General features: G+C 70.0%; 20 protein-coding genes. 10 read left to right on the plus strand and 10 right to left on the minus strand.

Going from position 1 to position 25287, the window contains the following annotated elements; translation table 11 throughout:
* Window positions 1-8: 8 nt before the first annotated feature.
* From IGS68_RS25095 to IGS68_RS25115, 5 genes are all read right to left on the minus strand, one after another.
* Window positions 9-1646 carry a class I SAM-dependent methyltransferase gene (locus IGS68_RS25095; protein WP_201075227.1) on the minus strand — a complete coding sequence of 546 codons (1638 nt, stop codon included), beginning with the start codon at window positions 1644-1646 and terminating at the stop codon, window positions 9-11.
* A 221-nt stretch (window positions 1647-1867) separates the two neighbouring features.
* Window positions 1868-3061: an ABC transporter ATP-binding protein gene (locus IGS68_RS25100; protein ID WP_201075228.1), complete on the minus strand. Its 1194-nt coding sequence runs from the start codon at window positions 3059-3061 to the stop codon at window positions 1868-1870.
* Window positions 3061-3876, minus strand: coding sequence for an ABC transporter permease (locus IGS68_RS25105; protein ID WP_201075229.1), 816 nt, complete (start codon window positions 3874-3876; stop codon window positions 3061-3063). Before IGS68_RS25105 ends, IGS68_RS25100 begins: the two co-directional genes overlap by 1 nt.
* 195 nt (window positions 3877-4071) lie before the next feature.
* The gene (locus IGS68_RS25110) at window positions 4072-4632 is read right to left on the minus strand and encodes a precorrin-2 dehydrogenase/sirohydrochlorin ferrochelatase family protein (protein WP_201075230.1); all 561 of its coding nucleotides are present in this window, start codon (window positions 4630-4632) and stop codon (window positions 4072-4074) included.
* Window positions 4632-6404 carry an NADPH-dependent assimilatory sulfite reductase hemoprotein subunit gene (locus IGS68_RS25115; RefSeq protein WP_201075231.1) on the minus strand — a complete coding sequence of 591 codons (1773 nt, stop codon included), beginning with the start codon at window positions 6402-6404 and terminating at the stop codon, window positions 4632-4634. Before IGS68_RS25115 ends, IGS68_RS25110 begins: the two co-directional genes overlap by 1 nt.
* Before the next feature lie 213 nt (window positions 6405-6617).
* Between IGS68_RS25115 and IGS68_RS25120 the strand changes: the two genes are divergently transcribed.
* From IGS68_RS25120 to cysC, 3 genes are read left to right on the plus strand one after another with little or no spacing between them, the layout of a single operon-like run.
* A complete protein-coding gene (locus tag IGS68_RS25120) occupies window positions 6618-7352 on the plus strand; it encodes a phosphoadenylyl-sulfate reductase (RefSeq protein ID WP_201075232.1) in 735 nt (244 codons plus the stop codon).
* Between the two features lie 50 nt (window positions 7353-7402).
* Window positions 7403-8197: a sulfate adenylyltransferase subunit CysD gene (gene cysD, locus IGS68_RS25125; protein ID WP_201075234.1), complete on the plus strand. Its 795-nt coding sequence runs from the start codon at window positions 7403-7405 to the stop codon at window positions 8195-8197.
* Window position 8198: 1 nt separating this feature from the next.
* Window positions 8199-10088, plus strand: a complete 1890-nt coding sequence (gene cysC / locus IGS68_RS25130) for an adenylyl-sulfate kinase (protein ID WP_201075236.1) — start codon at window positions 8199-8201, stop codon at window positions 10086-10088.
* Between the two features lie 72 nt (window positions 10089-10160).
* Here the strand turns inward: cysC and IGS68_RS25135 are convergent, their stop codons facing one another.
* From IGS68_RS25135 to IGS68_RS25150, 4 genes are all read right to left on the minus strand, one after another.
* On the minus strand, window positions 10161-10841 hold the full coding sequence (locus tag IGS68_RS25135) for an outer membrane protein (RefSeq protein ID WP_201075238.1): 681 nt from the start codon (window positions 10839-10841) through the stop codon (window positions 10161-10163).
* Window positions 10842-11065: 224 nt separating this feature from the next.
* Window positions 11066-12790, minus strand: a complete 1725-nt coding sequence (locus IGS68_RS25140) for a putative 2-aminoethylphosphonate ABC transporter permease subunit (protein ID WP_201075240.1) — start codon at window positions 12788-12790, stop codon at window positions 11066-11068.
* Complete coding sequence (locus tag IGS68_RS25145; protein WP_201075242.1) at window positions 12787-13875, minus strand: putative 2-aminoethylphosphonate ABC transporter ATP-binding protein; 1089 nt, start codon at window positions 13873-13875, stop codon at window positions 12787-12789. The genes IGS68_RS25140 and IGS68_RS25145 overlap by 4 nt, the downstream gene beginning before the upstream one ends.
* A gap of 16 nt (window positions 13876-13891) precedes the next feature.
* Window positions 13892-14941 (minus strand): putative 2-aminoethylphosphonate ABC transporter substrate-binding protein, encoded by a 1050-nt coding sequence (locus IGS68_RS25150; protein ID WP_247881070.1) that lies wholly within the window; start codon window positions 14939-14941, stop codon window positions 13892-13894.
* A gap of 230 nt (window positions 14942-15171) precedes the next feature.
* Here IGS68_RS25150 and phnX point away from each other — a divergent pair, with 230 nt between their 5' ends.
* Together phnX and IGS68_RS25160 are read left to right on the plus strand one after the other, a co-directional pair.
* Window positions 15172-16017: a phosphonoacetaldehyde hydrolase gene (gene phnX, locus IGS68_RS25155; protein ID WP_201075244.1), complete on the plus strand. Its 846-nt coding sequence runs from the start codon at window positions 15172-15174 to the stop codon at window positions 16015-16017.
* Between the two features lie 8 nt (window positions 16018-16025).
* Window positions 16026-16580, plus strand: a complete 555-nt coding sequence (locus tag IGS68_RS25160) for a phosphonate degradation HD-domain oxygenase (RefSeq protein WP_201075246.1) — start codon at window positions 16026-16028, stop codon at window positions 16578-16580.
* A 95-nt stretch (window positions 16581-16675) separates the two neighbouring features.
* Here the strand turns inward: IGS68_RS25160 and IGS68_RS25165 are convergent, their stop codons facing one another.
* Entirely contained in the window at window positions 16676-17413 is a 738-nt protein-coding gene (locus IGS68_RS25165; protein WP_201075248.1) for an SAM hydrolase/SAM-dependent halogenase family protein, read from the minus strand.
* Window positions 17414-17570: 157 nt separating this feature from the next.
* Here IGS68_RS25165 and IGS68_RS25170 point away from each other — a divergent pair, with 157 nt between their 5' ends.
* From IGS68_RS25170 to IGS68_RS25190, 5 genes are read left to right on the plus strand one after another with little or no spacing between them, the layout of a single operon-like run.
* A complete protein-coding gene (locus tag IGS68_RS25170) occupies window positions 17571-18554 on the plus strand; it encodes a metal ABC transporter solute-binding protein, Zn/Mn family (RefSeq protein ID WP_201075254.1) in 984 nt (327 codons plus the stop codon).
* 5 nt (window positions 18555-18559) lie between these two features.
* Complete coding sequence (locus IGS68_RS25175) at window positions 18560-19390, plus strand: metal ABC transporter ATP-binding protein (protein WP_201075256.1); 831 nt, start codon at window positions 18560-18562, stop codon at window positions 19388-19390.
* A gap of 1 nt (window position 19391) precedes the next feature.
* The gene (locus IGS68_RS25180; RefSeq protein WP_201075258.1) at window positions 19392-20594 is read left to right on the plus strand and encodes a metal ABC transporter permease; all 1203 of its coding nucleotides are present in this window, start codon (window positions 19392-19394) and stop codon (window positions 20592-20594) included.
* Window positions 20591-21571: a metal ABC transporter permease gene (locus IGS68_RS25185; protein ID WP_201075260.1), complete on the plus strand. Its 981-nt coding sequence runs from the start codon at window positions 20591-20593 to the stop codon at window positions 21569-21571. Before IGS68_RS25180 ends, IGS68_RS25185 begins: the two co-directional genes overlap by 4 nt.
* Window positions 21572-21623: 52 nt before the next feature.
* The gene (locus IGS68_RS25190) at window positions 21624-24974 is read left to right on the plus strand and encodes a PAS-domain containing protein (protein WP_201075268.1); all 3351 of its coding nucleotides are present in this window, start codon (window positions 21624-21626) and stop codon (window positions 24972-24974) included.
* Window positions 24975-25287: the final 313 nt, after the last annotated feature.

The raw sequence follows: 25287 nt of genomic DNA on the forward strand, positions 1-25287 counted from the left end.
GGGAGAGATCAGACCTTGCGCGCCACGACCGCGTAGTCCTGCGGGCCGTAGAGAAGGTGGTTGAGGCGCTGCCCGATCACGTCGTCCTGCGGCAGCAGATGGTCGTCGGGGAACGGGTGCAGGCGAACGATTTCCGCATCGACGAAGCCCCTCTGCCGGACCAGGAACTGGAGCACGGCGGGCGGCAGCGGATTGCGGTGGGTCGGGTCGTTGTAGAAGGTCATGCCGCCGACCAGCAGGTTCTCGGGATTGGGCGTCTCGAGCAGCAGCACGCCGCCCGGCTCCAGCACCCGCAGGGTCTCGTCCAGCAGATCCGCCAGCACGTCGAGCGGCAGGTGCTCCGCCACGTGGAAGGCGGTCACGCCGCCGATGCTGCCGTCCGCCAGCGACCGGATATGGGCGAGGGCTTCGGCCCGCCGGGCATCCAGTCCACGGGCGCGGCAGGCGGAGACCGTGACGTCGTTGGTGTCGATGCCGTAGGCCGCGAGGCCATGCTCCCTGAGAACCTCCAGCCACTCGCCCCGGCCGCAGCCGATATCCAGCACGGGCCGCTCCGGCGTGCCGGCGCCGGCCAGGACGATGCGGTCGGCATGGACCGATACCCGCGCCTTGATATCCTCCCGGCTTCCCCGGAAAGCATCCTCGAACTGGGCGTAGAAGGCGTTGAGCCGGTCGTCCACCGCCCCTTCCCTGGGCGGCACGGACGGCCCGGCGCCGGGGTCCTGGTGGCCGGAGGCGGCGCCCCGGACCTCCAGGCTGGCGGACAGGCGACGCTGCTGGAACAGGATCTCCTGGCGGAGCGCCGCCAGCCGGTGCCGGGACTCCTGCTCGGCGGCCTGACGCGCCGCCGCCTCGCCGGACAATGCCGCCTGGACATGCGCTTCCAGCGCCCGCCGGTGCTCGCCCAAAGCCTCTTCGGCGGCTTTCCTGTGATCGCCCAGGGCGGCTTCGGTGGATTCCCGGTGATCGCCCAAGGCGGCTTCGGTGACTTCCCGATGACCCCGGAGCTCGGCCCGAAGCTGCTCCAGTTCGGCCTGGAGGCGCTGTTCCGCCTGCCGGTGTTCGGCAAGGGAGGCCCTGGCCTGCTCGATCTCCGACCGGAGGGCCGCAATCTCCTGGAAGGGACCGCGCATCTCCACCCGCATCACGGCGACGTCCCGCTCGGAATCGGTTCGGAGCTGCTGGATTTCCGCGCGGACGCCGTGGATCTGGCCGAGGCATCCCTGGAGCCCGGCATCGACCTGGCCGCGGAACTGCGCCTCCCGGGCTCTCACCCAAGGCTCCTGCGCGGCGGCGAAGTTCCAGGCGTCGCTGGCGCGGGTCAGCGCGGTATGGGCCGCGGAGCGCGTGTCGGCAAGCCGGGCCAGTCCCCACGCCCAGGCCAGCAGCGAACCGACCAAGGGAACATCGCGCAGCCGGTGCCGGAACGTCCGGCCCTCCGACGGGAAAGATGCCGGAGCAGGAGCGACCGTCGCGGCGACCGCGTCGGGGAGCGTCGACAGCGCGGGGGCTTGGACCGGTACGGTGGGGGCCGGTACGGCGGGGGCCGGAGCGGGAGCGCTGGCCCTTCGGGGGACCTGGAGTTCCGCCTGGATACGGGAAGTCAACTGCGCAGTATCTACGCGGAAGTTATTCGTCTGCAGCATGAACGCTCACCGTGGGACAACTCAAGCTCTGATGCGCATGCATCCTGCGGATCCGTAAGCACTGCCCGCTCCTTCGGTCCGCAAGACATCAGCATGGTTGCCATCATCAGACGCTCTTTTTGGCATTTCATCGAGGCGGCGTCTCCACTGTTTCGACGCGCTAACCCCAAAGAGGAGGTTGTCCTGTAAAATGCTGTCTTCACTTGATCCTTTGCCGGAAATCAGCGCACGTGCAGATCCGGCTGGAGGCGGCACACCCCGGCGAAGACGGGGCCGCGGATGCCGGCGACCTCGAAGGTCGTGATGCGGTCGTGCCAGTGGAAGCACTGGTCCACATGGGACTCCCGGGTATGGAGCGCCGCGGTGATGGTGTATTTGCCGGGGCTGATATCCATCGGCATGGTGAAATCGACCTGCCGGTGCTCGCCCTCCTCTATGGAGAGGGGCTGGTCGAGCAGGTAGGTGTTGATCCCGAAGATGTCCTGGCCGAACCGGTCGCGGATCATGATGCCGACCGTGAAGTCCTCCACGCTCCGGTTCGCGCGGAAACTTACGGAAATGTTCGTCGTCTCGCCCGAGCTGACCACCTCGGCGTTGGAGCCTTCGCCGGCCACGCTGACCGAGAGGATTTCCAGCTCGCGGCTGCCGTAGGAGGTTTCCGCGCCGTTGGACAGCTCGGGCCGCTCCACCTGGATGGCCGTCCGGGCGAGCTGGAAATTGTAGGCGTTGACGACCCGCTCGGGATCGCCGTCCTCGACGACGTGCCCCTGTTCCAGCAGGATCGCCCGGTCGCACAGCACCTTGATCGAGTTCATCTCGTGCGAGACGAAGATGATCGAGCCGCCGCCGGCGCGGAACTCGCGGATCCGCTTCATGCATTTCTGCTGGAAATGCGCGTCGCCCACGGACAGCGCCTCGTCCACCACGAAGCATCGCGGGTCGGCATGGATGGCGACGCTGAAGGCCAGCCGCATCAGCATGCCGGACGAGTAGGTCTTCAGGGCCTGGTCGAGGAACTTGCCGAGCTCGCTGAACTCGGCGATCGCCTGGCGCTTCTCGTCGATCTCCTCGCCCGACATCCCGAGCATCAGGCCGTTGGAGCGGATGTTGGCCCAGCCCGACAGTTCGTGGTTGAAGCCGGTGCCGAGTTCCAGAAGGCCGGTGATCTTGCCGCTGGTTTCCACGGCGCCCTTGTCGGGCAGCAGGATGCCGGTCAGGAGCTTGAGCAGGGTGGACTTGCCGGCGCCGTTCCGGCCGACGATGCCGACCGTTTCCCCGTCCGCCACGGTGAAGGTCACGTCCCGGAGGGCCGTGTGGACCGTGTGGTAGGTGCGGCCGGTCAGGATCTCCTTCAGCCGGTCCGACGGCTTGCGGTAGAGATGGAAGGTCTTGTGGAGGTTTTCGACGCGGATCATCAGAGGAAATCCCGGATATCGCGCTCGAGCGCGCGGAGCATCAGCAGCGAGGCGGCGAGCAGGACGCCGCCGGTCACCGCGAGCGTGACCATGTCGTCAAGCACCGGCATGCCGCCGTGGACGAAGATCTGGTGGTAGCTTTCGATGAACAGCATCGACGGGTTCAGCTCCAGCCAGCCGCGGATCCCTTCCGGCACGATATCCGCCACATAGACGATCGGGGTGAACCAGAACCAGAGCTGGAGCACGATGCCGACGATTTCCTTGACGTCGCGGATGAAGACGATCAGGCAGGCGCAGATCAGCCCGATCGAGAAGGCCAACACCTGCTGCAGGACGAAGATGAGCGGCACGAACAGGATCCCGGCCCCGAGAGGGTGGCCGAAGGCGATCAGGTACATCAGGAAGACGGCCATGGTCACGGCGAAGGTCACCGCCTCCGACAGGACGATGTAGCTGGCCAGCAGCGGCATCGACAGGCGGACCTTGGACAGGATGTGCTTCTTGTCCAGGAACACGGTCGTCACGCGCGAGATCGTGTTGGCGAAGGCGGTCCAGGGCACCACGCCCGCGACCAGATAGACGCTGTAGGCGTAGGTATCCGAGTTTCCGGGCAGCCGGGCTCCCATGATCTGGGAAAAGATCAGGGTGAAGATGGTCACCTGCACCAGGGGCCAGATCAGGACCCAGGCCAGCCCCAGGACGGACCCCGAATACCTGTCGACGAAATCCTGCCTTGTCCAGTTGACGACCGTACCAAAGTTGAAGTTCGAGCGGTCAGAACGTCGGCGCCGCGAAAGCATCGGCAATGTCATCTTGGTTCCTGTATTGAACTTTCCTGCCCTGAGGCCGGCGCCAAGTCCCTGCCGGCCCGGCCACGGCCGGCGGGACTTTTGCACAAGAGACCATCATCGTCACTGACTAAACCGGCTGGGCGGACGCAATGCCCTAATGCTTTTCCGCCGTTTCCGCTCCGCGATGCGGGGACCCCGCCCCGGCGGGCAAGCCGCTCAGCGCAGCCAGCCGCGCTCCTCGATCAGGTCCTCGGTGCGCCGGGCCACCGTCCGCATGTCGGCGCCTTCCGCCCGCCAATGGGCGCGGGCGCGGGCCAGCTCGTCCAGGTGGTCTTCCCAGTCCGGCTGGAACAGGTCTTCCAGGTAGCGGCGCAGGCGCTGCGCCAGGCCGGGGCTCTTGCCGCCGGTCGAGATGGAGAGCAGCAGGTCGCCCCGGCGGACCTGGGACGGCGTGTGGAAGTCGCACAGGTGCTTGACGTCCTCGACATTGACCAGGCGGCCGAGCGCCCGGCAGCGCGCGGCCAGGTCGGCCGCGACGCCGGGATCGAGGTCCACGATATAGATCACCTGGAAGGCGGCGAGGTCGCCGTCGGTCGGCAGGCGGCGGATCAGCCGCTCGCCGGCCGACGCCGCCAAGGCTTCGTCGGGCGCTTCGGAGAAGACGGTCAGTCGCCGCGCCCCGGCCTGGTCCAGCTGCTTCAGCCGCTTGGCCGCCAGTTGCCCGGCTCCGACCAGCGCGACCGAGACGTGATCCAGGTCCAGGACGATGGGAAACACTAGTCGGCCTCCACCAGGTCGCCGGCATTGCCCCCGGCGTCGGCGCCGTCGGGCTTGACCAGGGCGGTCACCCGCTCCACGCCGAGGCGGTTCAGGAAATCGCCGAAGCCCTCGCCCCGGTCGCCGCCCCGGTCGCGCTGGGCCGCGAACTCGGCGAACAGCGGGGCCAGGGTTTCCGGCACGTCGTCCTCGGGAACACGGTCGAGCAGCTTCCAGTTCAGCCGGGTACACTCGAAATCGCCGCCGACATAGAGGGCGAAGTGGCCGGGCATGCGGCCGACCAGCCCGATGTCGCCGGCATAGGGTCGGGCGCAGCCGTTGGGGCAGCCGGTGATGCGGATGCTCAGCCGCTCCTGGGCGAGGCCGTAGCGGGCCATGACCTCGGCGATGCGGTCGATCATCGGGGTGCGGATGCGCTCCGCCTCCGTCAGGGCAAGGCCGCAGGTCGGCAGAGCCGGGCAGGCCAGAGACCAGCGGTGGACCGGCAGCAGCTCCTCGGCGAACTGGACGCCGTGGTCGCGCAGCGTCCGCTCGATGCCGGCGCGGTCCTCCTCCCGGATGTCGGCCAGGATCAGGTCCTGGGTCGGCATCAGCACCAATGCCGGCTGGAAGCGGGTCGCCACCTCGCGCAGCGCCGTCCGCAGCTTGACCGTGTCGGTATCCTGGACGCGCCCGCTGGGGATCGCGAGGCCCAGGTACCACAGCCCGTCGCCCTGTTCGTGCCAGCCGAGATGGTCGGCGACCTGGAACGGCGGCATCGGGCGCGGGTCTTCCAGGGTGCGGCCCAGGACGCGCTCCATCTCCGACTTGAACCAGGGCAGGCCGCGCTCGTCGATGGTGTATTTCAGGCGGGCGTGGCGGCGGTTGGTCCGGTCGCCATGGTCGCGCTGGACGACGACCACGGCCTCGACCGCCTTGATGAGGTCGTCGGGCTCGACGAAGGCGACGAAGCTGGCGAGCCGGGGATAGGTCTTCGGCTTGTTGTGGGTCATGCCCAGGCCGCCGCCGACCGCGAAATTGTACCCGACCAGGGTGTCGCCCTCGTACAATGCCACGATGCCGAGGTCGTTGGTCAGCACGTCGACCGAATTGTCCTCCGGCACGCCGAGGCCGATCTTGAACTTCCGGGGCAGGTATGTCGTGCCGTAGATCGGCTCGATCTCCGGCTCGCCCAGCACCTGCTCGCCGTCCAGCCAGATCTCGTGGTAGGCCCGGGTATGCGGCAGCAGATGGTCTGATATGCGCTTGGCGTCCGCCGCCAGACGCTCGGTGACCGGGCTGCGCACGGGAGCGGGCATGGCCGTCACGTTGCGGACCACGTCGCCGCAGGCGCCCAGCGTGGTGATCATGGTGGCGTTGATGTCGGCGATCGTGCCCTTCAGGTCGGACTTGACGACGCCGTGGAACTGGATCGCCTGCCGGGTCGTGATCCGGATCGTATGGTTGGCGCGCCGGTCGGCAAGGGCGTCCAGGTCCAGGTACTGCCGCGACGTCAGGCGCCCCGCCGGGATGCGGGCGCGGACCATGAATTCCCACTTCTTCTCCGCCTTCTGCTGCTTCAGCTCGGTCGCGGAGTCGCGGTCGTATCCCTGGTAGGTCCCGTGGAATTTCAGCAGGTTGTATTCGTCCTCGGTGAATTTCACCAAGTCGCTGTTCAACGTCTCAGCGATGCTGCCGCGCAGCAGCGCGCTCGCCTGCTTGACGCCTTCGACCTGCGAAAGCTTCGGGGTCGGGGCGGGCTTCTTCGCGGGGAGGTCTTGGGACTGTGACATGGCGACTGACGCTTTATCCATGCATGAGGGGCGGTATCGGGGCCGTGCGAGCATATAAGGTGCTTGAATTTACCAATTCAACACAGAATTTTCGTGTAGATATGCTGAATGACTCAATGCCGCATGTTAAAAGCGTTGCGGCCTTTCTCCAGACTCGCTAACGTGCAATAGCGAGAGTAAATACATCAACGTTTTGTGGATTGTGTTTCGGACATGGACGGACTGGCGAGAACACACCTGACGGACGGGCTCGACGCGCTCCAGCGGCGCTACGGCGGCCTGTCCGGGGCGGAGCTGCTTCGGCCGCTCGTGCGGGACGAATTCCGCGGGCGAATCGCCCTGGTCTCCTCCTTCGGGACGGAAGCCGCCGTGCTGCTGGCCATGGCGGCCGAGGTCGACCCGGGCATCCCGGTGATCTTCCTGGATACCGGCAAGCTGTTCGGCGAGACCCTGCGCTACCGCGACACGCTGATCAAGCGGCTCGGCCTGACCGACGTCCGCACGATCGAGCCCGACCCGGCCGAGCTGAAGGCGGCGGACCCGGAGGGGCTGCTGTGGCAGTCGTCGCCCGACGCCTGCTGCCATGTCCGCAAGACGATCCCCCTGGACCGCGCGCTGCGCGGATTCGACGCCTGGATCACCGGCCGCAAGCGCTTCCAGGCCAGCACGCGGGCGGCGCTGGACGCGGTCGAGCAGGACGACGACGGCCGCTTCAAGGTCAATCCGCTGGCGACCTGGTCGCGCGACAGGATCCAGGCGGAGTTCGACCGCCGCGACCTGCCGCGCCACCCGCTGGAGGCCGACGGCTTCCTGTCGATCGGCTGCATGCCCTGCACCGACCGGGTCGCCCCCGGCCAGGACCCGCGCTCCGGCCGCTGGGCCGGACAGGACAAGACGGAATGCGGCATCCACCTGAGCGCCGTTCCGCGCACCGTATCCTTCATCTGACACCGCCCGTCACAAAGCGGGCCTTCTTGATTGTGGTGGAACCTCGGACGATGACCGACCTCGACCAACTGGAAAGCCAGAGCGTCTATATCCTGCGCGAGGCGTTCAACCGGATCGACCGCCTCGCCGTGCTATGGTCGATCGGCAAGGACAGCAACGTGCTGCTGTGGCTGGCGCGCAAGGCCTTCTTCGGCAAGGTGCCGTTCCCCGTCGTGCAGCTCGACACCGGCATGGAACTGCCGGAGGTCTACGAGTTCCGCGACATGGTCACGCGCGACTGGGGCCTGGACCTGGTGATCGAGCAGTGCCCGCCGGAAAGCGAGATGGACCCGACGCTGCCGCCGGCCACCCGCGCCGCCGCCCGCAAGACCGAGGGGCTGAAGAACCTGCTCCGCCGCGAGCAGTACCAGGGCATCATGGTCGGCATCCGCCGCGACGAGCAGGCGACCCGCGCCAAGGAGCGCGTGTTCAGCCCGCGCGCGCTGGACGGCGCCTGGGACTTCAAGGACCAGCCGGCGGAGTTCTGGGACCACTACAAGACCCGGTTCGCCGAGGGCACCCACGTGCGCATCCACCCGCTGCTGCACTGGACCGAGCTGGACATCTGGCGCTATTCCAAGCGCGAGGAGATCCCCATCGTGCCGCTGTACTTCGCCCGCGAGGGCAAGCGGTACCGGTCGCTGGGCGAGAAGAACATCACCTTCCCGGTGGACAGCAGCGCCGCGAGCATCGACGAGATCATCTCCGAGCTGGAAGTGACCCGCACGCCCGAGCGGGCCGGCCGGTCGATGGACAACGAAACCGAGGACGCCTTCGAGCGCCTGCGCAGCTCCGGTTACATGTGAGATGAGCCCCGTGATCCCCGCATCCCAGCGCCGCCAGGCGCGCATCGTCATCGTCGGCCACGTCGACCATGGCAAGTCCACCCTGATCGGCCGCCTGCTGAACGACACCGGCAGCCTGCCCGACGGCAAGGTCGAGGCGGTCCGCGAGATGAGCCGCCGGCGCGGCATGCCGTTCGAATGGTCGTTCGTGATGGACGCGCTCCAGGCCGAGCGCGACCAGGGCATCACGATCGACACGACGCAGATCCATTTCAAGACGGATCGCCGCCCCTACGTGATCATCGACGCGCCGGGCCATACCGAATTCCTGAAGAACATGGTGACCGGCGCGTCCAACGCCGACGCGGCCCTGCTGGTGATCGACGCCGGCGAGGGCGCGCTGGAGCAGTCGCGCCGCCACGCCTACCTGCTGCACCTGCTGGGGGTGAAGCAGGTCGCCGTGATCGTCAACAAGATGGACATGGTGGACTTCTCGCAGGCGCGGTTCGACCATGTCGCGGCCGAGATCCGGGCCTACCTGAACGGGATCGGCGTGGCGCCGGGCGTGATCCTGCCGATCTCCGCCCGCCACGGCGACAACATCGCGTCGCGCAGCGAAAACCTGTCCTGGTATGACGGGCCGACCGTGATCGAGGCGCTGGACGGCTTCCTGCCGGCGGCACCGGAGGACGAGCTGCCGCTGCGCCTGCCGATCCAGGACGTCTACAAGCCGGACGAGCGCCGGATCCTGGCGGGCCGGATCGAGACCGGCCGGCTGCGGGTCGGCGACACGCTGCATTTCGCGCCGAACAACCGCACCGCCAAGGTCGTCAGCATCGAGGCCTGGAACGCGGCGCCCGCGATCAGCGCCGCCGCCGGCCAGTCCGTCGGCATCACGCTGGACCAGCGCATCTTCGTCGAGCGCGGCCACGTCGCCAGCCTTCCGTCGGAGCGGCCGGTCGAGGCGCACCGGCTGACCGTGCGGCTGTTCTGGCTCGCCTCCAGGCCGCTGGAGACCGGCCGGGCCTATACCCTGAAGCTGGCGACGGCCGAGCACCGCGTGACGGTGGAGAAGATCGTCGAGGTGGTCGACATCGACGACCTGGGCGTGGCGGCGGCCGACCGGGTCAACCGCAACGAGATCGCCAACGTGGTCCTGCACAGCCGCAGCCTAGTGGCGGTCGACCTGGCGATCGACCTGCCCCGCACCGGGCGCGGCGTGCTGCTGGACGGCCACGACGTGGTCGGCGGCTTCATCGTGACCGGGGCCGACGCGGTCGCGGAGCGGAACCTCCAGCGGGTCGAGCATGCGGTGAGCCCGGACGAGCGGGCGCTGTCCAACGGCCATCGCGGCGCCGTGCTGTGGCTGACCGGCCTGTCCGGGGCCGGCAAGTCCACCCTGGCCATGGGGCTGGAGCGGACGCTGTTCGAGCGCGGCCGGCAGGTCTATGTCCTGGACGGCGACGGGGTGCGGCAGGGGCTGAACGGCGACCTGGGCTTCTCCCCCGCCGACCGGTCGGAGAACATCCGCCGGGTCGCCGAGGCCGCCCGGCTGTTCGCGGAGGCCGGCATGATCGTGGTGACGGCGCTGATCTCGCCGACCCGCCAGGACCGGGCGCGCGCCCGGGCGATCGGCGGCGACCTGTTCCACGAGATCCATGTCAAGGCCGACCTGGACACCTGCGAGCAGCGCGACCCCAAGGGCCTGTACCGCAGGGCGCGGGCCGGGGAGATCCCGGAGTTCACCGGCGTCTCCGCCCCCTACGAGGAACCGCAGGCCGCCGAACTGGTGGTCGAGACGGGCAGGCTGGGGATCGAGGAGGCGGTGGCCGAGCTGGTCGGCTATGCCGAGCGGGTCACCGGGCTGAAGTATCCCAGCGACGCGGTCCAGGGCCGCGGCGAGGGGATCTGAACACGGCGGATCAGGAGACCCCGGCGGGGCGCGCCGTCACGCGCCCCGCCCGCTCCCGTCGACAGCCCCCGGTCAGAAGCCGTAGCGCGCGGTGAGGACGAGTTCGTGGACGTTCAGGTCCTCGTCGATCGAGCCGGTCGTCGCCGTCGTCGAGCTGGCCCTGACCTTGCCGAGCTGGGCATAGCGGTAGCCCAGGTCGACCGCGAACTCCTCCGTCATCTGGTACCCGACGCCGGCCATCCCCTGCCAGGAGAACCGGGTCCGGTCCGAGCCGCTGATGCTGGCCACGGTGCCGCCCGCGCCGGGGATGACCTGGTCGTTGACGCTGGTCCGGCTGAAGCCGACGCCGGCGCCCAGATAGGGCTTGAAGCCGCCCGGCAGCTGGACGATCGGGATCTGGTCGAAGTCGTAGTAGGCGTTGAGCATGAAGCTCCGGTTGTCGACCGCGGAGTCGAAGCTGCTGAAGCTGCTCCCCTCGACGACGTAGCGATCGCGCCAATCCACCGTTATGTCGGCCCGGAAGTTGGGGTCGAAACGGTATCCGACGCCAAGGCCCCACAGGGGCGAATAATCGATGTCGTCGTTCGCAGACCAGGAATAACCAAGGCTGCCTCGGACATAGAATCCGGTATCAGCCTCAAAGTAATCCTGGCCAGCCTGGGGTGCCTGGGGATTCGTCTGCGCTTGGGAACTTGCCGCGAATGACGCCATGGCGACAGCAGCAGCAGTCGCAAAGAGAGCTGTTCTGATCATGATTTTGTAATCCAACACTACGGTACGGCCTGCCAGTTGTCTTTGATTTCAGAGAATGCAAGGATAAAAATTCTTAGGGCAGGCAGCAGGAGAGAGGATGCGGGATAGCCGCGGCTCCACTGACGCGCGGGAGCAAGTCTTGTGCTTTTTCTTCTTTTCCTTGGAACGTTTCAGGCGCAGGAAGTTTCTGACGTTGTCGACCTGACATCCGCGGCCGGGAATCCCTATCTCGTCCGCCAGCGCTGGGTGAGGCGGAGGAGGCGGCCGGTGGCCAGGGCGTGGAGGAGCTTCACGGCGGCGGAGGTGTAGACGATCATCATCGCCATGGCGGCGGCCGGGGCCACGTCGCCGGCATCGTCCATGTTGAGCACGGCGATCGAGGCCAGCGTCGTGTCGGGGGAATAGAGGAAGACCACGCCCGAGACCGTCGTCATGGCGTTGACGAACAGATAGATGCTGATGCCCAGGATCGCCGGCAGGCAGACCGGGACGGTCACCCGGCGGAAGGTGGTGTAGCAGGGCACCTTGAGGGAGGCGGAGACGCTCTCGAACTCCGGGTCGATCTGCTTCAGCGCGGTGACCGCGGTCAGGTGCCCGACCGTGTAGAAATGGGCGATGCTGTTCATCACCAGGATCGCCAGGGTGCCGTAGAGGAAGTTGAGCGGGTTGGTGGCCGGATTGAAGAAGAAGATGTAGGCGAGGCCCAGCACCAGCCCCGGCACAGCCATGGGCAGCATGGCGAGCAGGTGGCAGGCGGCGCGCAGCGGGCCGGCGCCGCGGCCCTTCTCGATCGCCCAGGCGCCGGTGAAGATGACGGCGGTGCCGACCACTGCGGTCAGGCCCGCCATCTTCAGGCTGTTCCAGTACGACGCCCAGCCGCCGCCGTCCATCAGGTCGAAGCTGTAGTGGCGCAGGGTCGGTTCGAGATTGTAGGGCCAGAACGTGACCAGGGAGGCGAAGGCCGCCATCCCGAGGATCCCCAGCAGGCCGAAGGCGACCAGGGCGCAGGCGGCGAACAGGCTCCAGTCGCGGAAAGGCTCGGCGCGGGGCTGGAAGCTGACCGCCCGGCCGCTCAGCTGGGCCACCTGGCGGCGCCGGACCATGCGGTCCACCGCGAAGGCGAGGACGGCCGGGACCAGCAGGACGGCGCTGACCACGGCGCCCATCTGGAAGTTCTGCTGGCCGACCACCTGCTTGTAGACGTCGGTCGCCAGCACGTCGTAGGAGCCGCCGATCACCTTGGGCACGCCGAAATCGGTGATCACCAGGGTGAAGACGACGAAACCCGCGCTGACCAGCCCGTAGCGGGCACCCGGCAGGGTCACGGTCATGAAGCGGCGGAACCGGGTGGCGCCCAGGCAGTCGGCCGCCTCGTACAGGCGCCGGTCGGCGACCGCCAGCGCGGTGGTCAGGATCAGCAGCGCGTGGGGAAAGGTGTAGAACACCTCGCCCAGGACGATGCCGATCGGGCCGTAGATCGACCAGCCCATCAGCCAGTCGCGGACCAATCCCTGGTTGCCGAACAGGTAGATCAGCGAGATCGCGGGCAGCAGCGACGGCGCCAGCAGCGGGATCATGGCGACGGCCCGGAACAGACCCCGGCCGGGCATCCGGCTGCGGGTCAGGCCGTAGGCGTAGACGAAGGCCAGCGCCAGGGTGATCGCGGTGGCCAGGCCCGCAACGGTCAGGCTGTTGAGGATCGACCGGACCAGCGCCGGGTCGGCGGCATAGGCCGCGTAGTTGGCGAACCCGACGAACTCGCCGGCGCGGTCCTGGAAGCTCTTGGACAGCAGGACCCACAGGGGCAGGACGATGCTGACCGCGAGGTACAGGGCCAGCACGACGAGCCCGGCGCGCACCACCCAGTCGTCGCGGCCGGCGCGCTGGCGGACGATGGCGACGGCGGGGGGTGGCGCGAGCCCGGCCCCGTCCAGGGTCCTGCCCGTCATGGGGCGGAGCCTTGATGGAAGACGCGGATCCGTTCGGGAGGGACCGCCACCGTCAGGGCGCTGCCCCGGCCGATATCGAGGTCGCGGACCGCGTTGGTGGAGAAGTCGGCGTGGAGACCAAGGGCGCCGCCCGGCCCGGACAGCGCCGTCCGCCAGATGCCGCCCAGGAACTCCATCTCCTCGACGCGCGCCGCGAAGGCGTTCGGCGATCCGGCGCCGATGCCGCGGACCTGGACGTCCTCCGGCCGGATGCCCAGCGTCACGGCGGCATCGCGGGCGAGGCCGTCGAGTCCGGCCGCCTCCAGCTCGATCGTGCCGACCCGCACCCGGCCGGGACCGGCGGCGACACCGGGTATGAAATTCATCCGGCCGATGAAATCGGCGACGAAGCGGCTGGCCGGATGTCGGTAGATCGTCAGCGGCGTGCCGACCTGCTCGATCCGGCCCTGGTCCATGACCACGATGCGGTCGGCCATGGACAGCGCCTCCTCCTGGTCGTGGGTCACCATGACGGTGGTGATGCTCAGCCGGCGGTGGAGCCGCACGATCTCGGTCCGCAGGTGCTGGCGGACCCGGGCGTCGAGCGCCGACAGCGGCTCGTCCAGCAGCAGGAGCCCCGGCGAGGTCGCCAGCGCCCGGGCCAGCGCCACCCGCTGCTGCTGCCCGCCGGACAGCTGCGCGGGATATTTGGGTCCGGCGTCGGGCAGCCCCACCAGGTCCAGCAGTTCCGCCACGCGCCGGTTCCGTTCGCCGCGCGGGATCCGGCGGCTCTCCAGCCCGTAGCCGACGTTGCGCGCGACGGTCAGGTTGGGGAACAGGGCGTAGGACTGGAAGACGATGCCGAAATCGCGCTCCCCGGCCGGAAGGCCCGACACGTCGCGGCCGCCCTGCTCGATCCGGCCGCCGGTCTGCACGTCCAGACCGGCGATGGCGCGCAGCAGGGTGGTCTTGCCGCAGCCGGACGGCCCCAGGAAGCAGACGAACTCGCCGCCGAAGATCTCCAGCGAGACGCCCTCGAGGGCCTGGAACGAACCGAACGACTTGGTGACGTTCTCCAGGCGCAGATAGGGAGCGGCCGGGGTCATGGCGGCGGCCCCCGCCTCAGCTCTTCGGCTCGGTCTTGCCGTCGAAGCGCTTCTGCCATTCCGCCAGCAGCCGCTCGCGGTTGGCGGCGACCCAGCTGAAGTCGTTCTTGATCATGGACTGGATCAGGCCGTCGGGATAGCCCGGGATCGGCTTGGCGACGCCGGGCAGCGCCACGACCGAATAGGCCTTGGCGTACATCTCGTTCGCCTCCCGGCTGACCGACCAGTCGGCCAGCGCCTTGGCGGCGTCCGGGGCGTCGGTGCCCTTGACGATGCCGAAGCTCTCCAGGTCCCAGCCGGAGCCCTCGCTCATCACCAGGACGTCCACCGGGGCGCCGTCGGCCTTGACCTTGGCGCCGCGATAGTCGAACGAGATGCCGACCGCGTATTCGCCGGCGCCGGCCTGGCGGCACGGCTTGGAGCCGGAATGGGTGTAGGTCGCGACGTTGTCGTGCAGCCGGGTCATGTAGTCCCAGGCCTTCTCCTCGCCCATGGTCTGGACCCAGGCCGAGACCGACAGGAAGCCGGTGCCCGAGGAGTTCGGGTTGGGCATGGTGATCTGGCCCTTGTAGACCGGGTCGGCGAGGTCGGCCCAGCTCTTCGGGGCCGGCAAGTTGCGCTTCTTCGCCTCGACCGTGTTGAAGCAGACCGCCGATATCCAGACCCGCTGCCCGACCCAGGCCGGCGGCTCCGCCGGATCGCGGAGATCCTTGGCGATCTGGTCCAGGCCCTTGGGCGCGTAAGCCATCAGCATGCCGTCGTCGGCCAGCAGCTTGAGGCTGGTGGCGGCCAGGCCCCAGACGATGTCGGCCTGGGGATTGGCCTTTTCCGCCAGCAGCTTGGCGGTGATGATGCCGGTCGAATCCCGGACCCACCTGATCTCGATATCGGGGTTCCTCGCCTCGAACGCCTGCTTGAAGGCGGCCAGCTCGTCCGCCTCCACCGCGGTATAGACGGTGAGCTGGGTCTTGGCGTCGGCGGGGGCGGCGGCGAGCGCCATGCCCAGGAAGGCGGCACCCAGCGTCGCGGCGCGGAAAAGATGCGTCATGGCCTGAAGCTGGCCCATGGTGCGGAACTCCCTGGCTGAAAGGCCATGTTCAAATGCTTGTGGCCGTTGGAGCCAAACCTAACGGCTTTGCGTTACGGTTTCATGATGCGGGACGAAATCCCGACCCCGGTTTCGCATCGATTCAGCCGCTTTTCTTTCGCCGCCCCCTGGCGCAAAGTGCGGCGCACAAGGTGCCCGTCGCTCCGGCCAGGGTGGCGGCCGGGGCGGGGCCAAGGAGATACGACGGCATGACGACCAAACCCCCTGCCAATCCCTTCGCCCAATCCTATGACGGACCGGTTCGCGCGGTCATCCTGGACTGGGCCGGCACCGTGGTGGATTTCGGCAGCCGGGCGCCGATGGGCGTGTTCGTGGCGGCCTTCGGCACGGTCGGCGTCACGATCTCCGTCGCGGAGGCGCGCGTCCCCATGGGGCTGCCCAAGTGGGACCACATCAAGGCGATCGGCGCGCTGCCCGAGGTGGCGAAACGCTGGCAGGACGTCCATGGCCGGCCGATGACGGACGCCGACGTGGACGACCTCTACGCCCGCTTCCTGCCGATGAACGTGGAGGTGGTCGCCGACCACGCGGCGCTGGTGCCGGGCGCCCGGACCACCATCGCCGACCTGCGCGCCCGCGGCATCAGGATTGGCTCGACCACCGGCTATTCCCGGCCGATCATGGACGTGCTGATCCCGGCGGCGGCCGCCAACGGCTACGAGCCGGACTGCGTGGTCTGCGCCGGCGACCTCGCCGCCGGTCGGCCGACCCCGCTGATGTGCTACCAGAACATGATCGAGCTGAACGTCTGGCCGGCCGCCGCCTGCGTCAAGGTGGACGACACCCTGCCCGGCATCGAGGAAGGGCTCAACGCCGGCATGTGGACCGTCGCGGTGGCCCTGACCGGCAACGAGATGGGGCTGGCGGTCGAGGAATTGACGGCATTGTCGGAAGACGAGTTGAAGGTCAGGCGGACCGCCGCGTATGATCGGTTGCGCGCGGGCGGCGCCCATTACGTGATCGACGGGATCGGGCAGCTGATACCGGTGATCGAGGACATCGAGCGCCGCCTCGCCCTGGGGGCTGTTCCGTGATCGAGGCCATGACCGACACCGTATCCGAAATCTTCGAGCTTTTCCGCGCCTCCGGCGACCAGGCCTATTTCGGCGAGGCGGTCAGCCAGACCGAGCACGCGCTCCAGACCGCGGCGCTGGCCGAGCAGTTCGGCGCCCCGCCCCACCTGGTCGTCGCCTCGCTGCTGCACGACATCGGCCACCTGCTCCACGGGCTGGGCGAAGGCGTCGCCGACGAGGAGCTGGACGCCCGCCACGAGGCGATCGGCGCCCGCTGGCTGGCGGATCGCTTCCCGGAGGACGTCTGCGCGCCGGTGCGGCTGCACGTCGCGGCCAAGCGCTACCTGTGCGCGGTCGAGCCGGCCTACGCCGCCGCCCTGTCGCCCGCCTCGAAGCAGAGCCTGAGGCTCCAGGGCGGCCCCCTGAGCGAGGACCAGGCCGCCCGCTTCATCCTGGGCCGCTTCGGCCCCGACGCGGTGCTGGTCCGGCGCTGGGACGACAAGGCCAAGGTGCCGGGGCTGCCGACGCCGGGGCTGGACCACTTCAAGCCGTATCTGGCGGTCTGCGCGATGCGGTCGGACTGATTTTCTCTTATTGGGCCACAGATGAACGCAGATGGGCGCAGATAGGTCCGAAAAAACCATCTGCGCCCATCTGCGTTCATCTGTGGCCAAGTCTTTCAGGCTTGACCGGGGGACCAGCTCACCGGATCGCCGACACTTAATCCTAACACCGCGTCCGCCCGGCCCCGATTGACGGCGATCTCGGCGAGGCCGTTGGAGTTCGCGTACCAGAAGGCTTCGCCGGGCGGCACCGCGCCGAAGGTCCGGGCGGGCAAGACGGGCCGGCCGGCGGCGGTCAGCACGGCGTCGGCGGGGAGCGTCGAGGCGCGCAGGCCGGTCATGGCGTTGCCGTAGACGTCGATATAGACGATCTGCGCCAGGTCGTCGGGCCAGTCGGGGCGGCGGACCCGCTCCGCCGGAACCGGCGTCCCGGGGACCGGGCCGCCCAGCGCGAGGCCGGCGGCCACCGGGGCGAACAGGTCGCGGCCGTGGAAGCTGGCCGACAGGCGCTCCGGCCGCCAGTCGATCGCCCAGGCCTCTACCGAATCGGCGCGGCGCATCACCAGTTCGAACAGGCCGTTGTCCGGCCCGACATACCAGCGGCCATCGGCGCGCAAGGCCAGGGGCAGGCGGTCGGTACCGACGCCGGGATCGACGACGCCGAGCAGCACGCCGCCCTGCGGCACGGCGACGCAATAGGCGGCAAGCAGATAGGCGCAGGGATAGGGTCGGAACGCGGGCGCGTCCGCGAACAGGTCGATCACCGGCACTCCCGGCGCGCGGCCCGCCAGCACCGCCTTCACCTGCCCCGTATAGGGTCCGGACAATCCGAAATCGGTAAACAGGACAATCATCGCGCTGGTCCCCTCATTTAGAAACGTTCGGATATACTTGTAAATTCGAGAAGACGGGGCATATCCGTTTGCATGCACTTCTCAAAGTCAAATAAATAGTAGGACCTGTCAATATGAACACCTATTCAATATCGAACCACGGTGGAGGCATACAGTGATGGGCCGGATTTCCAGGCGGTTGTTCGTGCTGGCGACCCTGTGCCTCGCCGTTTATCCGCTCGCTGTCCCCGGTGCCGCCCGCGCCGCCGGCCAGCCCTTCGCCGCCGTCGCCACCACGTCGCAGGTGGCCGACCTGGTGCGCGAGGTCGCGGGCGGACGGGCCGAGGTTTCCAGCCTGATGGGCGAAGGGGTCGATCCGCACACCTACAAGCTGACCCGGACCGACGTGGCGCGGATCGCCGGGGCCGACATCGTGTTCTACAGCGGCCTTCACCTGGAGGGGAAGATCATCGACGCGCTGACCCGCGTCGCCGGGTCCGGCAAGCCGGTCCATGCCGTCGCCGAGGCGGTGCCGGCCGACCGGCTGCTGACGCCCGAGGGGTTCGACGGCAATCCGGACCCGCATGTCTGGATGGACGCGGCCCTGTGGACCCACGCGCTTGACGCGGTGCGCGACGCGCTGGCGGCGTTCGACCCCGAGGGCGCGGACGTCTATCGCGCCAACGCGGCCGACCTGTCCCGACGGTTCGAGCGGCTGGACGCCTATGCGGAGTCGGCGTTGGGGAGCATTCCGGAACAGGCCCGCGTCCTGGTCACCGCCCACGACGCCTTCAACTACCTGGGTCGCGCCTACGGGCTGGAGGTGCGCGGCATCCAGGGCATCAGCACGGAGTCGGAGGCCGGCCTGCGCGAGATCGAGGATCTGGTGGACCTGCTGGTGGCCCGCCGGATCGCCGCCGTCTTTGTCGAGACCAGCGTGTCCGAGCGCAACATCAGGGCGCTCATCGACGGCGCCGCCGCCCGCGGCCATCGGGTCGTGATCGGCGGCGCGCTGTATTCGGACGCGATGGGCGCGCCCGGCACCTACGAAGGAACCTATGTCGGCATGATCGACCACAACGTGACGACCATCGCCCGCGCGCTGGGAGGAACCCCGCCGGCCGGCGGGTTCGAGGGCCGTCTCGCGGCGCTGGGACGGTGAACGCCATGCTGTTCCCTTTCCGAGCCGCCAAGGGCGACGGGCCGTTGGCCGCCTCCCCGCTGGAGGTCCGCGGCCTGACCGTCGCCTACAACAGGAAGCCCGTGCTGTGGTCGGTAGACTATACCGCCCCGTCCCGCGGCCTGATCGCCATCGTCGGCCCCAACGGCGCCGGCAAGTCCACCTTCATCAAGGCCTGCCTGGGGCTGGTCCCCGCGGTGTCGGGCACCGTGCGGGTCCATGGCGGGCCGGTCGGGCGGCGCCGCGCGCTGATCGGCTACGTGCCTCAGCGCGAAAGCGTGGACTGGGACTTTCCGGCCTCCGCCCTGGACGTCGTGGCGATGGGCCGCTACGGCATGATCGGCTGGTGCCGGCCGGTCGGGCGCGCCCACCGCGAGGCGGCGCGGGCCTGCCTGGACCGGGTCGGCATGGCCGACTTCGCCGACCGCCAGATCGGCCAGCTCTCGGGCGGGCAGCAGCAGCGGGTGTTCCTGGCCCGCGCCCTGGCCCAGGAGGCGAAGGTCTATTTCATGGACGAGCCGTTCGCGGGCGTCGATGCCGCGACCGAGCGGGCGGTGATCCAGGTGATGCGCGACCTCGACGCCGCAGGGCGCACGGTGATCTGCGTCCACCACGACCTGCAGACCGTCGCCGACTATTTCGACCATGTCCTGCTGATGAACACCCGCGTGATCGGGGCCGGTCCGGTGGCGACGACGCTGACCGCCGAGATGCTGCGCCAGACCTACGGCGGACGGCTCGGGCCGGGCGACATCCCCGGGACCGGGCCGGGGATCGGGGCGGGCGCGGCGCTGCCGGTGCGGACGGGGGCGGCCTGACATGAACCCCGCCGACGTGATCGCGACGCTGACCCTCCAGGCCGGCTTCAACTCGGCCGTGGTGGTGGTCGGCACGGCCTGCCTGGGGGTGGCGGCCGGCGTCATCGGAAGCTTCATGCTGCTGCGCAAGCGCGCCCTGGTCAGCGACGCGCTGAGCCACGCGACGCTGCCGGGGATAGCCTTGGCCTTCCTGGCCGCGACCTGGGCGGGGCTGGAGGGGCGCAGCCTGCCGGTGCTGCTGGCCGGCGCGCTGTTCAGCGGCGCGCTGGGCGTGCTGGCGATCCACGCGATCTCCCGCTACACGAGGCTGCCGGAGGACGCCGCGATCGGCGCCGTGCTGAGCGTCTTCTTCGGCGTCGGGGTCGTGCTGCTGAGCCATATCCAGACCCTGCCGACCGGCAACCAGGCGGGGCTGAAGACCTTCATCCTGGGCCAGACCGCCGCCATGAACCGGACCGAGGCGACGGCGATCGCGGCGCTGGCGCTGGCGGCGGTGGCGGCTTCCGCCCTGCTGTTCAAGGAGTTCAGGCTGCTCTGCTTCGATCCGGACTTCGCCGCCGGCCAGGGCTGGCCGACCCGGCGGATCGACCTGACCCTGATGGGCCTGACCACGCTGGTGACGGTGATCGGCCTTCAGACCGCCGGGCTGATCCTGATCATCGCCCTGCTGATCGTGCCGCCGGCCGCGGCCCGCTTCTGGACCGAGCGGCTGGGGGTCATGGTCGTCGTGGCGGCCGCGCTGGGGGGCGCCAGCGGCTGGATCGGCGCCAGCCTGTCGGCGCTGGTGCCGCGCCTGCCGGCGGGCGCCGTGATCGTGCTGGTGGCCGGCGCCCTGTTCATGGCGAGCTTCCTGTTCGCCCCGGCGCGCGGCGTGGTCGCGACGGCGTGGCGGCAGGGCCGGCTGCGTCTCGCCTATGCGGAGCAGGCGGCCCTGGCCGGGCGGCTGGCCGGCGCCCCGCCTTCCCCGGCGATGCGGCCGTGGCTGCGGCTGCGCGGCTGGCTGCGCGGCGGGGACCTCACCGACAGCGGCCTGGCGGCGGCCAGGGCCGCCGAGCGGAACCGCCGCCTTTGGGAGCGCTTCCTGATGCGCTACCCGACCTTGATCCCGGGGCAGGCCAACTGGGGCATCGACCCGATCGACCGGGTGCTGCCCCGCGACCTGGTGCGGGAGCTGGAGGGGCTTCCGGCGGAGACGGCGCGATGATCACGGCGCAGGAATTCCTCCAGATCGACCTGCCGGCCATGACGGCTGCGGTCCTTGCCTGCGTCAGCTGCGCGCTGGTCGGCAATTTCCTGGTGCTTCGGCGGCAGAGCCTGCTGGGCGACGCGATCAGCCATGCCATCCTGCCCGGCATCGTCGGCGGCTTCCTGCTGACCGGCTCGCGCTTCGGCCTGGGCGTGATCGGCGGCGCGCTGGCGGCGGCGGTCGTCGCGGGCGTGCTGATCGAGTCGGTGCGCAGGCTGGGCCGGCTGGACGGGGGTGCGGCCATGGGCGTCGTGTTCACCGTGATGTTCGCGGGCGGCGTGGTGATGATCGAGCAGGGCGCCGCCCGCGCGGTCGACCTGGACGCCGACTGCGTGCTCTACGGCCAGCTCGAGGGAATCCTGTGGCTGGCGCCGCAGGGCTGGGCCGACCTGGCGGACCCGGCGGTCTGGGCCGACCTGCCGCGCCAGGTGGTGACGCTGGCCCTGGTGACGGCGCTGTGCGTCGCCTGCGTCGTCGCCTTCCGCAAGGAGCTGGCGCTGACCTCGTTCGATCCGGCGCTGGCGACGACGCTGGGCATCCCCGCCGGGCTGTTCCATTACGGGATCGTCGTGCTGGTCGCCGTCGCCGCCATCGCCTCCTTCGAGGCGGTCGGCTCGATCCTGGTGGTCGCGATGCTGATCTGCCCGGCCGCGACGGCGCGCCTGCTGACCGACCGGCTGCCCGTCCAGCTCTGGCTGAGCGTCGCGATCGGCGGCCTGACCGGGGCGGGCGGCTACCTGCTCGGCGCCTTCGGCCCGTCGCTGCTCGCCGGCGGCCCGGCCGAAGCGCTGAACGCCGCCGGGATGATAGCCACCCTGGCCGGCATCCTGCTGGCCGCCGCCATCCTGTTCGCGCCGCGCCACGGCGTGCTGGCCCGCAACCGGGGGATGGGGCGTGCGCCCGGACGGGCAACGGGATTGTTCCGGATGCGGTGACCCGTTAGGCTGATGCGGCCGGCACTCCGGTAGCAATACGATCCGACGGTTCATGACCAGACCTGCCGAGCAAGACCCGCGCTTCAGGCCGACCAGACGGTCCATGGCCCAGTTCGCCGCCGTCGTGGTGCTGGCCGCGGGCGGCACGCTGCTGCCGTCGGACGGCGGCATCGGCATGATCGCGCTGAAGGCGGCCTGCGCCGCCACCCTGATCGGGCTGGTCGTGACCGGGATGGCCGCCGGCGAGCGCAGGGTGCGCGTGGCGCGGGCGGCGGAGCGGCGGACCGACCATGCCCGCCAGGTCCTGGTCGACGCGATCGAGTCGCTGCCCGAAGGCTTCGCGATCTTCGACCGGGCCGACCGGCTGGTGATATCCAACCAGCGCTTCCGCGAGCTGAATTCGCCGGCATCGAGGACGACGGCCCCCGGATCGGCCCCCGGATCGGCCACCCGGGCGTCGCCGGCGGAGGGACCCGCGGAAGATCCGTCCGAAGGCCTGGAGGAGGACGGGCGCCCGATGCCGGACGGGCGGTGGCTGCGGGTCGAGGGACGGCGGATCGAGGGCGGTTACCGCGTGGCCGTCAGCACCGACGTGACGGAGGGACGCCGCCGGCAGGCCGAACTGGCCCGCCGCACCCGGCTGCTCGACTCCGTCCTGAACGCCCTGCCCGAGGGGATCTGCCTGTGGAGCCCCGAGTCGCGGCTGATCGGGTGGAACGCCAGGCTGGTCGAGCTTCTCGACCTGCCGCCGGACCTGCCCGCGGCGGGCCGCCCCCTCGCGGAGTTCGTCGCCTTCCTGGACGGGCGGGGCGAGGCGGCGCTGTCCGGCGTTCCTCCCGGCGCGGTCGGCATGACGGGCGTCCGCGAGACGCTGCGCCATGACCATGTCCGCCCGGACGGCCATGTGCTGGAGGTGACATCGGCGCCGATGTCCGACGGGGGCCGGTTGGTTTGCTATGCCGACGTGACCGCGGCGCGGCGCGCCGGCCGGGATCTCGCCGACCGGGAGGAGCGGTTCCGGCGCCTTTCCGCCGCCACGACGGAAGGGGTGCTGATCCACGACGGCGCCACCGTGATCGACGCCAACGAGGCGGCGGCGGCGCTGTTCGGGATGACCGTGGGCGAGCTGATCGGATGCCCGGCGGACCGGCTGGCGGCGCCCGAGGACTGGGCGGGGCTGCGCGACGCCCTGGCGCTGGAGGGCCCGGACGGTCCGATGCCCGATCGCGGGATCCGGCTCCTGCGCCGGGACGGCCGCCGGTTCCTGTGCGAGGCGTCGCGGCGCCGGGTGGCCTGGCAGGACCGGACCGCCGCCGCCCTGACGCTGCGCGACGTCACCGTGCGGCAGGACGCGGAGGACCGGCTGCGCGCCACCCTGGCGAAGGCCGAGCGGGACAGCCGCACCCGGTCGGACTACCTGGCCGCGATCGGCCGCGAGGTGCGCCCCGCGCTCAACGGCGTCCTCGGCACGATCGGCGTGCTGGCGGAAAGCCGCCTGACCGAGTCCCAGCGCGCCCAGGCCGTGGCGGTCCGGGAGCTGGTCGAGAACCAGATGGCGACCCTGACCGACATCATCGACCTGGCCCGGCTGGAGGACGGCCGGCTCCGCATCCAGGACGAGGGCTTCGACCTGGTCGAACTGGTCGAGGGGCTGGTCGAAACGCTGGCGGGGCAGGCCGCCGCGAAGGGCATCGATCTCGTCGCCGGCGTCCCGGCCGGCGTGCCGTCGGCCCTGAGGGGCGATCCGAAGCGGCTTCGGCAGGTGCTGGCGATCCTGGCGGGAAACGCCGTGAAGTTCACCGAGCAGGGCGGCGTGTCGCTGACCGTCACCGCCCCGGCGAGCGCCGCCGACTCCGTGACGGTGCGCTTCGAGGTCGCGGATACCGGAATCGGCATCCCCGACGCGGCGCAGCCCCACGTGTTCGACGGTTTCGGAGCGGGCGGGGCGGGAGCGCCCGGCCGCCACGGCGGAAGCGGGCTCCAGCTCGCCATCGCCAAGCGGCTGGTCGGCCTGATGGGCGGTGCCATCGGGTTCGACAGCGCCGCCGGGGTCGGCAGCCGTTTCTGGTTCACCGTGCCCCTGGCGCACCGCCCGGACGGCGCCGGACCGGCCGAAGCCGCCTCGTCGCTGGCCGGGAAACGCATCCTTCTGGTCGAAGGGAACGGCGTCAGCCGCGAGGTGCTGACCCGGCAGCTCGCCGACTGGGGAGCCGCGGTCCACGGGGTCGCCAGCGGACGCGCCGCCCTGGAGGTGATCGCGTCGCCCGGGAGCAGGCGGCCCCGGGGCGGTGCCGCGTTCGATACCGCCCTGGTCGACGACACCACCGCCGACCTGCCGGTCGCCACGCTGGCGCGCCGCCTGCGCGACGCCGGCGTCGGGCGCCTGATCCTGCTGTCCGGCATGGGCCGGCCAAGCCAGACGACCGGGCAGGGAACCCCCTGGCCGGCGCTGGAAGCGGCCGGCTTCTCGGCCGCGGTCCGCAAGCCGGCACGCCAGGCATCGCTGCTGGCGGCCCTGCGCGGCGAGCCGGTGATGGAACTGGCCTGGCCGCAGGCCGCCGCGCCGGAAGAGCCGGCCGGCGACGGCGCGGCGGCCGGGGGCGATACCCTGCCAGCGGATGCGCCGCGGCTGCTGCTGGTCGAGGACAGCGTCACCAACCAGCTGGTCGCCGGCACGCTGCTGAAGGTCGCCGGGTACCGGGTCGACGTGGCGGTCAACGGGCTGGAAGCGGTCGCCGCGGTCCGCCGGACGCCCTACCGGCTCGTCCTGATGGACATCGCCATGCCGGAGATGGACGGCATCGCCGCGACCCGGGCGATCCGCGCCCTGCCCGCGCCCGCCGGCGATATCCCGATCATCGCGATGACGGCCAACGCCATGGTCGGCGACCGCGAACGGTTTCTCGACGCCGGCATGAACGATTACGTGCCGAAACCGATCGAGCGGGTTCATCTGCTCGACACGATCGCCCGCTGGCTGCCCGCCCCCGTCCCGGCGCCGCCGGCCGGCATCGCGGAGGCGGCACCTCCGGCCGCGGACGGGGCCGCCGAATCCGAGCTGCTCGACACCGGCGTGCTCGACCAGCTCAAGCACGACCTGGACGAGACCATCCTGCCGGACCTGATCGACGCCTTCCTGTCGGAAGCCCGGGGGCGCGTGCAGCGCATCGTCGACGGCGCCGCCGGCGACGCGCTGCCGGTGGTGGCGCGGGAGGCCCATACGCTGAAGAGCTCCGCCGGCACCTTCGGCGCCGTCCGGCTCGCCGATGCGGTCCGCGCGATCGAGCGCGCCTGCCAGGCCGGCGACGGGGCGACGGTGCAGCGGATCAGCGCGGAGGTTCCCGCCCTGCTGGAGGCGACGGCGCGCGCCTATGACGGCCTGGGCATGGTCGCGCGCGCCTGAGATCCCCGGTGGCCCCTCCGGCGGCATCCGCGGGGGTTCGCGGCACGCCGGACGGCCACGAGGAAGATCGGCTTGACGTCATGCCCGTCCCATCGGGGAAGCTCGGTGCGCGGGCCCTCGGCGCCGCCCCGGGCCGTCACCTCCTGCCGGAGGAAGTGGCCGAGGTGGGGACCCGCGGCGGGCGGGATCGCCGCGGCGGTGTCGCCGTGGAAGGAGAAAGCGCCGCTTGCCGGTGATCCCGGAAGCGGGGGCGGCATGGAAAAAGGGAGGAAGACCGCCGTCTTCCTCCCGCGTTTCGAAGTCTGGAGATCGA

Source organism: Skermanella sp. TT6 (genome assembly GCF_016653635.2).
Classification (GTDB): domain Bacteria; phylum Pseudomonadota; class Alphaproteobacteria; order Azospirillales; family Azospirillaceae; genus Skermanella; species Skermanella cutis.